This is a genomic window from Maridesulfovibrio sp., assembly GCF_965230075.1.
Classification (GTDB): domain Bacteria; phylum Desulfobacterota; class Desulfovibrionia; order Desulfovibrionales; family Desulfovibrionaceae; genus Maridesulfovibrio.
In genome coordinates, this window is record NZ_OZ245945.1 from 4,249,627 (window position 1) to 4,262,686 (window position 13,060).

The 13,060-nt window shown below is 45.5% G+C and carries 10 protein-coding genes; 2 read left to right on the top strand and 8 right to left on the bottom strand.

The window, feature by feature from the left end:
* Window positions 1–50: 50 nt before the first annotated feature.
* The 5 genes from ACO05Z_RS19155 to ACO05Z_RS19175 form a co-directional block, all read right to left on the bottom strand.
* Window positions 51–2,168: an STT3 domain-containing protein gene (locus tag ACO05Z_RS19155; protein ID WP_421903791.1), complete on the bottom strand. Its 2,118-nt coding sequence runs from the start codon at window positions 2,166–2,168 to the stop codon at window positions 51–53.
* Window positions 2,169–2,213: 45 nt separating this feature from the next.
* Window positions 2,214–3,695 (bottom strand): GspE/PulE family protein, encoded by a 1,482-nt coding sequence (locus ACO05Z_RS19160; protein ID WP_421903792.1) that lies wholly within the window; start codon window positions 3,693–3,695, stop codon window positions 2,214–2,216.
* A gap of 9 nt (window positions 3,696–3,704) precedes the next feature.
* A complete protein-coding gene (gene gspD, locus ACO05Z_RS19165; protein WP_421903793.1) occupies window positions 3,705–5,723 on the bottom strand; it encodes a type II secretion system secretin GspD in 2,019 nt (672 codons plus the stop codon).
* Window positions 5,724–5,879: 156 nt separating this feature from the next.
* Window positions 5,880–6,332, bottom strand: a complete 453-nt coding sequence (mrtJ, locus tag ACO05Z_RS19170; RefSeq protein ID WP_421903794.1) for a JDVT-CTERM system glutamic-type intramembrane protease MrtJ — start codon at window positions 6,330–6,332, stop codon at window positions 5,880–5,882.
* Window positions 6,333–6,425: 93 nt separating this feature from the next.
* The gene (locus tag ACO05Z_RS19175; protein WP_421903796.1) at window positions 6,426–7,457 is read right to left on the bottom strand and encodes a glycosyltransferase family 9 protein; all 1,032 of its coding nucleotides are present in this window, start codon (window positions 7,455–7,457) and stop codon (window positions 6,426–6,428) included.
* 284 nt (window positions 7,458–7,741) lie between these two features.
* Between ACO05Z_RS19175 and ACO05Z_RS19180 the strand changes: the two genes are divergently transcribed.
* The gene (locus tag ACO05Z_RS19180) at window positions 7,742–8,326 is read left to right on the top strand and encodes a hypothetical protein (RefSeq protein WP_421903797.1); all 585 of its coding nucleotides are present in this window, start codon (window positions 7,742–7,744) and stop codon (window positions 8,324–8,326) included.
* Between the two features lie 220 nt (window positions 8,327–8,546).
* Window positions 8,547–9,521 carry a 3-oxoacyl-ACP synthase III family protein gene (locus tag ACO05Z_RS19185; protein ID WP_421903798.1) on the top strand — a complete coding sequence of 325 codons (975 nt, stop codon included), beginning with the start codon at window positions 8,547–8,549 and terminating at the stop codon, window positions 9,519–9,521.
* Between the two features lie 55 nt (window positions 9,522–9,576).
* Here ACO05Z_RS19185 and cysC read toward each other — a convergent pair whose 3' ends face one another.
* The 3 genes from cysC to wecB all read right to left on the bottom strand — a co-directional run bounded on the left by cysC (window position 9,577) and on the right by wecB (window position 13,057).
* Window positions 9,577–10,176, bottom strand: a complete 600-nt coding sequence (cysC, locus tag ACO05Z_RS19190) for an adenylyl-sulfate kinase (protein WP_421903799.1) — start codon at window positions 10,174–10,176, stop codon at window positions 9,577–9,579.
* A gap of 5 nt (window positions 10,177–10,181) precedes the next feature.
* The gene (locus ACO05Z_RS19195; protein WP_421903800.1) at window positions 10,182–11,828 is read right to left on the bottom strand and encodes a mechanosensitive ion channel family protein; all 1,647 of its coding nucleotides are present in this window, start codon (window positions 11,826–11,828) and stop codon (window positions 10,182–10,184) included.
* Between the two features lie 131 nt (window positions 11,829–11,959).
* The gene (gene wecB, locus ACO05Z_RS19200) at window positions 11,960–13,057 is read right to left on the bottom strand and encodes a non-hydrolyzing UDP-N-acetylglucosamine 2-epimerase (protein ID WP_421903801.1); all 1,098 of its coding nucleotides are present in this window, start codon (window positions 13,055–13,057) and stop codon (window positions 11,960–11,962) included.
* Window positions 13,058–13,060: the final 3 nt, after the last annotated feature.

Below are 13,060 nucleotides of genomic sequence, written 5' to 3' on the forward strand. Positions count from 1 at the left end.
TATAAGAAACTCTTACAAGAACTCGTTCTGAAAAACAAGCCTAAAACTAATTAAATCACTTCATAAATCCTAACCATCGGATAACCATCATAAACAATCTTGAAATTTTTCTTAACTGCAGGATCTGCAGGATTACACAAATGCAGCTTTAGCAGCATGCTGTTACGCGCAAAATCATTAACTAAAAAACCCTGACTAACTGCTGTATTAAAAACTAAATATGGCCCAACAGATCCAGGATAACTCCTAGACTCCCCTCTCCCTCTTTCTGCAATATCATACCCCGATATTGGGACGATAGCACCATCATGGAATTTAAGTTTGCCTTTTTCTTTATCCAGATTGAAAGCTGTCCCGATTCGCGAAACCTCTGGATGAGTCCCTTTACCAGTAGCGGCATCGATTGAGCCATAATACAAAATCCAATAAGCAAGCCGAACATCCGACCAGCTAGTAACAATATATTGCTTTGGCTCGCTGCTGTAATTCAACGACTTAGAACCCATTGAATATATTAATTCCTGAAAACGGCTGACTTCCATTTTGTCCCATACTTCAGCAGGATTACCATTTTGAGCTGCGCAATATTTGATAAACTGATTCGACTGTTTGTACGAAGGAGTGCTATATGCAAAAGCAAGGGGAAACAACAACCGTCCGCCGTGCCTACTACCGTCAGCAAATGACTTCCTTCCAGTAAAATACATTGTCGCGTATCCCCAGTCCCACCAGGTCCAAAAGGTACTGTTTTCAGGAGCAAATTTCTCCGCAGCAATTAGAGCCTTAGCATGATCCTGATAAATGATTGGTGAGGGCAAAACCTTTCTATAATCCGGCAAAACACTAGCAAGCAAAAAAACAATCATACATAACGAAGCAAAAGCTTTACACATTGACTGCTTTTTTCTGAACGTTAAGAAATTGTAAGCAAGCCAATATAATAAATAAGCCCCTCCCATTCCTATAACAATACCTGCAAACATGGAGAATCGCCCACCTATCTTTACAGCTGCCAGTGACATTACAGCAAAAGGCAGAAAGAAGAGAGCACTAGGTCGACGAAACAAGAGAAACGCATAACCAAGCAGGCCCAACCCGGCCAAATAAGCGTTGCCAGCCAAATTCGTGAGCAAAACACTCCACTTAATATTTTGGGCTTCGATTACACTCTGTGCAATTCCTGGATAATGTATCCCGGACACTGTTCCTTTGCTGCCGCCACTTACTGGCTTCAAATATGAAATTACTTTTTCTGAAAGAGACCATATCTGTAATCCGGCATCTCCAATAAGCATCACAGCTGCAATTGCTGCAAGCCATATATAGATATTAGCAAATTTAAAATTTAACTTTGGTTCATATTTAGCGCCCAAAATAATGAATAAAATAGAAGCCAATATTCCGTAAACACCCCAGTAAGCAGCAAGTGTTAAAAGGAAAATCCCTCGGAGTAATATAGGGCGATTATCTTTGGTCCCACATATTAATATGAGTAAAACGGCAGCTAAAACTGAAAACAAGCCGAATGTAAGCACATCTGCATGCCAAAACTTACCAAAACAGATAAATGCCCCAGCAATAACAGGTAAGCTGTATTCCCATACTGTGGGCTTAAATTTTTCAACCTTTTCACTGAAAGGAAACCATGATTTTCGAATCCCGAATGTAAGCCATTTAGCTAGCAACAAACAAATTATTAACGGGAACAACAAGGTTATCAAATCAGTATCATAATAACTCAAACGGGTTCTGTAGAAATACATGGGAATTGATGTTGCATACACACCTGCACACACCCCAACCCAGGGTCCGGCTAGAAGTACCCCCCAAGCAAAAGCAGCAACAGCCGTAAAACCTGCAAACACTGCCGGTAGCCAGAACCCTATATTCCCATAATTAGCCCCGGTAACAGAGCCCAGCATCCGCACCAATCCAGACATCGGGTTAGTAGCCGCTTTGCCTATTCCTTTAGCTCCGGCAAGCCATGCGTATGCGTCATGCGTACCCATAATATACTCGCCATCAACCATAAAAGCCGGATTATCCCATTTCGGCAGCTCCATAGCACGCAATCCAAACGCGAAAACAAATGAAAGCACTGCAAAAATCAGAAAAACCTTCCAATTAGCAAACCAATCCGGTTTGCTGAAATCATCACGAGTATTCATAATTATTTACCTGTAAAAAAAATCGACAGTAATGGATGCAATCGACTAAAGCTTGGTAACCCTGACAACTTCTTCAAGGGTGGTCACACCCTCTCTAACCAGCCGGACACCATGATCAACCATAGTTTCACGGCCCATTTCTTTAGCGTAAGCCTTAATCTGATCAGAAGATGCTACTTCCATGATCAGGCCACGCATATCTTCTGTTACCGGGATAAGCTCATAAACACCGCGACGTCCGCTGAAACCTGTGAAGTTACAATGTTCACATCCGGCTCCAGCTGTCTGGGTTGAGGGGAGACCTTCAGTATCCTCGAAAAGCTTATAGGTATTCTCGGAAACTTCTACTGCTCTGGAACAATGCTTACAATTCACACGCACCAGACGCTGCCCAAGCACAAGAGAAAGAGATGAAGCCAACAGGAACGGCTCAATGCCCATATCAAGCATTCTGGTCACTGCAGTGGCCGCATCGTTGGTATGCAGGGTGGAAAGCACAAGGTGACCGGTGAGCGAAGCCTGAACCGCAGTACTTGCAGTTTCCTGATCGCGAATCTCACCAACAAGGATAATATCCGGATCCTGCCTGAGGAAAGAACGGATAGTAGTCGCAAAAGTCATCCCGGCAGCCTTGTTGACTTGAACCTGGTTGACTCCAGAAAGCTGGTATTCAACGGGATCTTCTACGGTGACAATATTCTTATCATCACGCGGAAGCTCACTCAGTCCGGCATAAAGACTGGTAGTCTTACCTGAACCGGTAGGACCGGTAACAAGTACGATACCATGAGGCTGGGCAAGAACTTTTCGGAAAAGTTCAAGATCCGGCCCTTTCAGCCCGAGATCTTCAAGGTTGAGAATATTTTTTGATCGGTCCAACACACGAAGGACAGCTTTTTCACCACTCATGGTAGGTATGGTAGAAACACGGACATCAACTTCTTTCTGTCCGAGCTTAAGAAAAATACGCCCATCCTGAGGCTTACGGCTTTCTGCAACATCCATTTCACCCATAACTTTAATACGGGCAATGACAGTTGGTTGCAACCCTTTATCCAGACGCTTCACAGCCTTCAGAACGCCATCCTGACGATAACGAACAACAAAACCATTGCCCTGCCCCTCAAAATGAATATCACTGGCTCCGGTGGAAATCGCCTGATGCAGAGTCTTGTTAACTAACCTGACAATAGGCGCGTCATCATGAGACCAACCCAGCAAATCCTGACCGTCCTCACTCTCAGCGTCATCCGAATCGGACTCAATAGCGCTTTCTTCTTCCCAGACAGTAAGAGCCTGTTCCAACAACGGGAAGAACTCTTCTTCAGATACAATTTCAGAAACTACATTCTTACCCATTTTCCAAGCCAGAAAATCAGCCATGGGCAAAGCTGCTTCATTCTGTAAAAGCACCTTAATCTGCTTATCCTGTACTTCAACAGGGATGAATTCATTCCGCTGTGGAAATGTCAGGAAAAGGTCTACCACCTCGCGTGGGACTAAACTGAGATCGTATATATTGCTCAATGTTACGCCCTATAAGCCATCAGAGATGGAAGGAGTTTTATCACCGCTTTTCTTGGAATCACTTCCTATGGTGTTAAACTCTTCATCAATAAAATTGCTAATTCGATTACGCTGATTCCTGTATTTGTCCATCTTGGCTTTACTTAAGGCTTCAAGACCTTCAGTGGTCTGGATAATACGTGCGGAAAGAAAGACCATCAAAGTGTTCTTGTTTCCACTGTTGCTGGTTGTCTTGAAAAGCCAACCCAACAAAGGCAAATCAGAAAGGTAGGGAACTCCTGCCTCAGTCCGGGTATGATCAGCCCTGATCAATCCACCGATGACCATGGTCGAGCCATCTGCCAAAAGCACAGTGGTATCAGTCGTACGGTCATTAGTAATCGGCAACTCAGTAGTACTGGCCTCTGAAACAGTATTGTAGGTTTGATACACTTTAAGTTTAATCAATCCGTCTTCACGGTTGATTCTCGGAGTAATCTTCAGTTTGATGCCAACATCTTTATATTCGTAGGTAGAAACAACCGCGTCACCGCTGGTAGTACTTTGGCCTGTTTTATACGGTCTGTTCTGACCGACGAATATTTCTGCTTCGGCATTATCCAGAGTCATAACCTGAGGAGCAGAAATAAGATTAAAATCTGTGGCGGACTTAGTAAAGTTTACCAGGGCACCAATAGAAGGAAAACTTTTGCCAGCATAGGAAATGGTATCTCCAAGTACTCCCATGGAGTACCCCCCGGGAACACTGGATGGATTGGAAGCATAAGCAGAAAGGTTACTATCCTTTGTTTTAGTGTACCCTAAGGTAGCAACACTGCCGCCCAAATCAATTCCACCCTGCCATTCAACACCGAATTCTTTAGCGTGATCCAAGGTGGTTTCAAGAACAAGTGCTTCAATATAAACCTGATCCTGAGCCTGATCCAATTGCTCTACGAAGTTATCGATCTGCGGCAATTGATCTGCGCTGGCCATCACAATAAGAGTATTGGTTGTTTCATCAGCAGAGACCTGGATGTCATCAGAATCTCCAGAACTCGAAGTTGTCCGGGAATTAGAGGACTTGGAAGAGGAGCCAGAGGCTGATTTGGATTCGCCTTCCCCGGACCTACTGGAAGACGGAATCCCGCCCCCGGTAACGAGGCTTTTCAAAACATCACCAGCTACAACTGCTTCAATATTATGCAGCCTGTATATTTTCATCTTTGAGTAGGCATCGCTGCCCTTATCAAGCTTGGAAATAAGTCTTTTAATGGTATCGATCTGGTCGCTGCTTCCAGAGACAAGCAAGCTGTTAGCCCAGTCCAGAGATTCAATCACCGGAGGAGTTCCGGTTTTTCCGGCTGTGGACAATTTTTTATAAAATGAAGTCAGTTTAGTAGCCACAGTTTTAGCACTGGACTTGTCCAACTCAATTAAAGTCGACTCCTGCTCGGCACCCGCTCTTTTCAAAATGCCCAGCAATTTCTTCATCTTATTAACATTGTTCTGTAAATCCCGAACCATAACCGCATCAGCCATGGGGACAGGTGTAACCCGTCCAATACGGGACGAAACCTGCGCCAGAACAGTTTGGACCTTAGCCGGATCCATTTTCCCTTCAAGCTGAAAAACTGAGGTAATTATCTCTTCACCATTTCCCTGTGAAGGTGAAGCCTTGATATCAGGAGAAATAAGCTTTGCATCACGCATCGGCAAAACATAAGTCACATTATCCCTAGTAACCGCGTGAAAGCCCGCCCCGCTCAAGACCTCTTGGAAAACAGCCATCAACTCCGGTTCAGTAAGAGACTGTCCGGCATAAATGCTGATATGGGAGCCGGGCAAGGCTCCTTTTTGAAAAACAATGTTCCTGCCGGTGTAACGGCCAACAAATTTAATAAATTCGACAAGGGAAATACTCTCAAGATTGGCATGGACTCCATTGCCGCCTTCAGGCTGAGCCACGGCTGCAGAAACCATAATAACCATGGATAAAACCAGACCCACAACAAATTTACAAAAAGTCTTCAGCATATTCAGCGCCATAATCTCCACCGGAATCCGGTAAGAATCATTTTTATCTACATATAATTATCAGCCATCCAGCCGAAAATTTATAAGTTCTAACATTTAAAGAATTGCATCCCTGCAAACATCCTACACTTGTAAAAGCCCGTCAAGTTTTCCCATCTCCGGATGGGATCACATAAACTGATAAAACAAAAACGCATTGTAGGCAAAGTGGATGAGAGTAGCTGAAACCAAGCTGCGGTATCTTTGCCACATGTAACCGAAAGCAAGCGACGGGAAAAAAGTAAGCAAGGCCCAATGAGTAGGTTGATGAATCAAATGCATGCAGGCAAAAGTCAAAGAAGCCAAAAGGTTAGCTAGGCTAAGCGGCCCCAGTCTCCACCTGTACTTCAAAAGACGATCAATTCCTTCTTGAAGCAGAAACCTGAAAAAGAACTCCTCAAACAGAGCTTTCAGAAACAATAGCTTCAACGAAAGATGAAGGTCAGGCTCCGGGACATAAAGTCCCACAAAACCCAAAGAAAAGAACAGGTAAAAGATTGGATCGGTGAGGCTGATCGCCCCCCATTTAAATTGGCACCAAATCCCTTTCAAGATTCGATTTACGAAAAAATCATAAACCATACGCTTTGCTATCTATCCATTTGTTCAATTATTAAAGCACTTGAAAAGGATCAAACCGAACATCCCACTCAAGAGAATCCCCTTGTAGCAGGTTTACACCCTATCTAAAACCCTTAAAAGAACATCTTCCGGCAGAACTTTTGTCAGGCACCCCAAATCGCCCCGGTCACAACTTTCCCGGCCACAGGGTTCACAGTCCAACCCAGCAACAACTTCCTCATGTTCGGGAGAAGGAAAAACCCAGCTCCCGGACGAACCGGGCATAACAATGCTTTGTGTGCCGACAGCCACGGCAAAATGCCTTGGAGCAGAGCAGTTCCCTATATGTAGAACAGCCCTTTCAATCAATGCAGCCATAAGTCTCAAAGAACCAGGTTTCTCAACCATGACACACTTATCGGCAACTCCGGACTCTTCCCTTACCTTCAAGGCAACATCTTTTTCGCCGGGTCCATAGAGCAGGAAGAATTTGAAATTCGGTCGTTTCTCTGAAATCAACCGGATCAATTTTCCATAATAATCTTCAGGCCACTTGCGGGTATGCCTTCTGTGGGATGCGTCAATTGTAATCAAAGGCTCATCCTCGGCCACACCCAATGACTCCAGGCAAGCATTAGCCTCTGCCTTTTCTTCATCTGAAACAAAAATCTTAGGCCGCTCAGAGTTCCACTCAATACCAAGCGGCTTCAACACTCCGGCCTTATACATGGCTGCGTATCCTCCCGGAATATATTCAGGCCAATGAGTGTACAACCAACGGTTATACCACGGCGGCATGTCGGCAAGCTTGATCGGGGCATCACTGAAAAGCACAACCCAACGGCAACGGGGAAGCTGCTGAAAATCAACAATAATGTCGTACCCAGCCCGTCCGACCTTCCAATAAAAAGCCAGAGCTTTTAATGGATTACGCAACTTTTTTTTCTTTATCGCCCAGACATGGCTGACTGCCGGGTTGTTATCAAATACCTGTGTACATTTTTCCTCGGTAAGAACATGAATTTCAGCATCAGGATATTTTTTATGGAGGAGAGAAACAGAGGGAGTTGCCAACACAACATCGCCTATCTGGCGCAATTGGCAGACAAGTATCTTCTTAGGATTAATTGATGATATATCTTTCACTTTAAAAAGCTCACAAATCTTTTTTCAAACGACCATAACTGCCGGAAGGCACGGAAATAGAGCATAACCAACATATAAAGTCCAGACTAAGTAAACGCGAAATAACGGCCGCCCAAAAACACTCACGGCCAGCCTGCAAGTAAACCAGCCCGTAGCCCTGGTCAAGTTCACACCTCAAACAACAGCTATCCCCAAAAACAACTTTGACAAAAACAACTTAGATCAATTAAATTGGTACTAAGTACATTCTCATAACCACGACATCAAATAACACGGGAGAAATCATGAAAAAAACGACCTTGTATTTTGCTACCCTGCTCTTAATAATTTTAGCTTTTCCCAATGCAGGGCTTTGCGCAGATTCAAATATGAAAGATACAACCCTAGAGCTGAGATACACCCCTATAGACATTGATCTTCCTCCATGTCCTGTAAAAATTGCTGTCGTAAAATTCACTGAAAGCAAGCCCATCAAAAAAATTGGGCAAAGCAAACTTTTTACCTACTACCCTTCAATCGACATTGGAACCTGGATGGGACAGTCGTTGTACAAACAGCTCAAGGCTGAAGGGCTGGACGTGGAGTATTTCGAAAGCATGGACGATGCAGGAGACCATTTCATCATCACCGGTATTGCCAACAAGGTATATATCAACCGCCCCGGCCAGCTTGAAATGAACTACAAAGTCCGTCTGGACGGCATGGTCAGCAAAAACAACAAACTACTTTTTGCCAAGAACTATACATCCAAGCAAAAAAAGGACATGGCCAATACCGGCAACAATGCCGGCAAACTAATGGCCGGACTTCATGATATTTTCTCTATATTCCTTCCACAGGCAATAAAAACGATCAACGAAAGTAAATAATTACCTGCATTACGAACACATACAACATATGTCCGGCGTGTCTTTGATACGCCGGACATTTTATATACACCAGAGAAGGTATATTATTTTTCCCTGCAAGCTTGCCTAGCGCATAAAATCTCGCTATTAGAACCATCCCCGGCCTATCACTTATCCGATACTACTTTATCCTTAACTACCTTCTTTTGAAGACAACAAGCGCAATACAGTTGCAAGAGCAATGAACAGCTTTATCAATAATATAGAATACTATCTCCCTGAACACACCATTGACTGCCATGAGCTGGATAAAACCAAGCCGCATTGGCATGTGCGCAATTCACTTCCCAAAACAGGTGTGCGCTACCTGCACCACTCAGCTAAAGACGAAACAACCCTGCAAATGGCCCATAAAGCCGCCTCAAAAGTTCTGTCTGGACTATCTGCAGAAGAACTGCCCGACACATTGATTGTCTGCACCCAGACCCCAGATCAGCTGCTGCCACATGTTTCCGCCTGCCTGCAACACGAGCTGGGACTTCCGGCATCAACCAAATGCTTTGATGTAAGCCTAGGTTGCAGCGGCTATTGTTACGGACTTTCTATTGCCTACGGCTACATGGCTGCCGGGATTTCTGAACGGGTCCTCTTTGTAACTGTGGATAACTACTCCAAGACAATCGACCCTGAAAACAAGACATCTTTCCTTATATTTTCAGATGGTGCAGCTGCAACAATTATCGATAAACCTAAAGCTGCGCCGTCATTTCTGTTCGGCACTGATGGAAGCCGCAGTGAATCCATACGCTGCCTCAACTCAGGAATCAGCGTTGTAACCGGAAAAGAGTCTGACGCTCCCATCGCTAAACCGGACATGCAAATGGACGGATTCAAGGTTTTTCAATTCACAGTAAAAACCATTCCTAACGAGATCAGGAAACTAGCCGAGCAGGCCGGAGCTGGCATGGATGGAATTGACCTTTTCGTCTTCCATCAGGCCAGTAACAAGGTCCTTGAATCTCTCGCGAATAAACTTGATATCCCGGAAGATAAAATGATCATGGATTTGTACGAGGTAGGTAATACAACCTCCTCCACCATCCCCATCGCCCTTAAACGGGCCGAAGCAAAGGGTAAGCTCAAGCGTGGAGACACGATCATGCTCTTCGGCTTCGGGATCGGCCTTAGTTGGTCCGGAGCTGTACTTAAATATTAAAAAACTCCCCGAAATATATTTTCGGGGAGTTTTTTTCATTTTGTAACCCGCACTCTTAAAAACTCACCTTTTCAAGGATAAACTCCTTCACCCTTCTCACTGATTCCTCAAGCGTTTCTTTATCTGTCTCAACAATCAAGTCAGGACTTTCAGGGACTTCATATGGGGCCGATATCCCGGTGTAATTCCTAATCTTACCCTCACGGGCTAATTTGTAGTACCCCTTTGCATCCCGCTCTTCACACACTTCCAGCGGACAGGTGACCAAAATTTCATAGTAATCACCTTCTCCAACTACTTCACGGGCCAATTGACGATATTCTTCCAAAGGAGAGATGAACGCGCACATACAAATTGTCCCGTTCTCAGTGAATAACTTGGAAACTTCGGCTATGCGCCTGATGTTCTCTGTCCGGGCAGCCGGGGAAAAACTCAGATCCCCGCACAATCCATGGCGGACATTATCGCCGTCAAATACATAGGCGCGCATGGAACGGTCAAAAAGCTCTTTTTCCACCCTGTGGGCAATAGTTGATTTTCCAGAACCGGAAAGCCCGGTAAACCAGAAAACCGCAGACTTATGCCCGTTAAGTTTCTCTCTATCCTCCCGGAAGACCTCTCCACGAAACAACCGGATATTCCTTTCATTGCCCATAAAGTCTAATCCTCCGACCTATGCAGATACACATCCTGCTGCGGGAAAGGAATAACGATACCTTCTGTATTGAAACGCTTGTAGATATCGCGACTGAGGGTATGGATCAGCCTACCCCGGTCATGGGGCCGTGCGGCCCAGCAGAGCAGCTCAAACTCAAGTGCGGAATCTCCGAACCTGCGGAACCTGACCCGAGGCTCAGGCTTGGCAATAGAAAGCTCGTTATTCTCAGCCAATTCCATCAAAATCGCTTCCACTTGATCTACATCAGAACCATAAGCCACTCCGAGTTTGATACGCACCCTGAAATGAGGATGAGGCCGGCTTTGGTTGACGACCTTGCCGTTGGTAATGACCGAGTTGGGAATGGTAATCATAATGTCATCACGGGTCTGAATCCGGGTACTGCGCATACCCACAGCCTTGACCTCACCCCGGTCGCCATTATCAAGCACAATGTAATCACCAGCCCTGAAAGGACGATCCAAGAAGATAGAAACCCCGCCGAAGAAGTTGGCCAGAGTTTCACGGGCAGCCAAAGCAACAGCGACACCGGCAATACCTGCCGAAGCAAAGATAGCCGTAACCGGAATACCAAAATAACTGCCTGCGTTGTAGAAAAGCACAAACACAAGTCCAAATGAAACTAGTCGGCAACCCAACCGGATGACATCAGCATCAAGAGCCTCTTCCTTGATCTTGGAGGTATGGATAATGCCGCGCATGATCACATCGCCGCCTATGATGATGGCAACACCCGCAAAAATGGCAAAAAGCAATTTCAGCATCATGGAGACCCATGAAAGAACATCGCCGGTAATATTGATCTGCTCATCAATAAAATATTCCATGACAATGCAGATAAGCATGGCATAAAGCGGAAATAACAATCTTTCCAATCTCCAATTCCACTTGCGACTCCTGTCTTTCTGTTTCTTATGCCAGAGCCAGACAAGCCACATACTAAGGTCTCCCAGAAGCAGAATCATGACCATTGCAATCCATTGCCAGATAGCCTGCCCCAGATAGCCCGCCTTCATCCATTCGGGAAGCTTCTTTAAAAAACCGTCCGGAATCATCCATCCTGAAGAATAAATATACTGCTCATAAAAACCGGTGTAGTCCTCACCCTTATCGCTGCGGTAAGGCAAATGCCCCACCTCTTCATAATACTCTTCCAACCGCCGTACAGTTTCAGGGGTGAATAAATATGACCCCATGCGCGGACCGTCTGGACAGCGCCCGATGGTGATTTCAGTGTGCGGGATACGCCAGAGCAGGATTTTTTGCTTCTTTGCTTCAACTTTATCAGGCACGTCAGCCAGATCAGGCAACTCAATACGGTCCAGAATCTCCCGCAACCTTAAAACAGATTCAATGCTTACATCGCTGAGCAAGGTGGGAGGGACCCTACTAAAGTCAAAACAACGCTCTGCCCGTTGCATAAACTCTTTTGCAAGAAACAAATCTTCCTCAGCAGCCGTAGCCGCTTCATAAAGCTTATCTGTATAGTGGATAAAGCTGGAAAAAGTTGCCCGAGGACTGGAAGTATCCGGCGGCTCCAGCGGGAAGATATTGGATGCAAAGCCCTGCTGAATCAGCAATAATGAAAGAGTCAAAGCTAAAAAGATGCAACGGCAACAAGATTTCATAAATATCCCCTTTTTCAATTTCTGCCGCACCTTAACACGAGCACCCATGAATTTTCCATTGTTTAAACAACGAAAAAACCCGTCCCTGAAACCAGAGACGGGTTGTCTTAATAACTTTCAATCAAATCAGATCAGCCCAGAAAATCCAGCAGGACTTTCCAGATACGCTCAGAAGCATGACCATCCCAGCCATCAATCTTCGGAGCGGGATTACCGGTCTTTTTCTGGGCAGCTTGAGCTTCACGCAGGATATCCTCACCCAAAATTCCGGCCAAAACGTTGGTACCTTTCTCTATTGTCACCGGACGTTCGGTGTTTTTACGCACAGTCACGCAAGGCACACCCAGTGCGGTTGTCTCTTCCTGCAATCCGCCGCTATCAGTGATGACCACCTGCGCATCTTTCCACAAGTACAGGGATTCCCTGAAAGAAAGAGGCGGAAAGGTGTGCACGTTTTCAGAGAAGGATATTCCGAACTGGGCCATCATTTTCTCTGTACGCGGATGGATGGGGAAAAGCAGAGGCAGGTCTTCGGCAATCTTGTTCAAAGCCTCAATAATCCCTTCCAAAACATCACGGTTATCCACATTGGAAGGACGGTGCATGGTCATAAATCCATAGCGACCAATCTTCTCCTTCAGCTCGCGACTCTGGTAATCGGAAACAACTTCCGGCCCCAAGCGGTCCACGTTGTGGAAAAGATTATCGATCATCACGTTACCCACATGAAAAATCGTATCCGCCTCCTTACCCTCGCGAAGCAGGTTCTCCCGACCATGATCTTCAGTGGTAAAGAACAGATTACTGATGGAATCGGTAACCATGCGGTTGATTTCCTCAGGCATGTCCATATCGCCACTGCGCAGTCCGGCCTCAACGTGAGCCACCGGGATATGCAGTTTACGTGCAGTGACCGAACAGGCCAGCGTGGAGTTTACATCACCCACCACAACAACAAGGTCCGGCTTTTCTTCCATGCACATTTTCTCGAAAGCGATCATGATTGCCCCGGTCTGCTCCGCATGGGTTCCGGTAGATTTGCCCATATTGAACTTGGGCTTGGGAATATCCAGATCCTCAAAGAAAACCTGCGACATCTGGCGATCATAATGCTGCCCGGTATAAACCATCTGGCACTCTACGCCCTCAAGATCACGGGCTGCACGAAAGATAGGCGCGACTTTCATCAAATTGGGTCGTGCCCCGGCAACGAGAAATACTTTTTTCATATA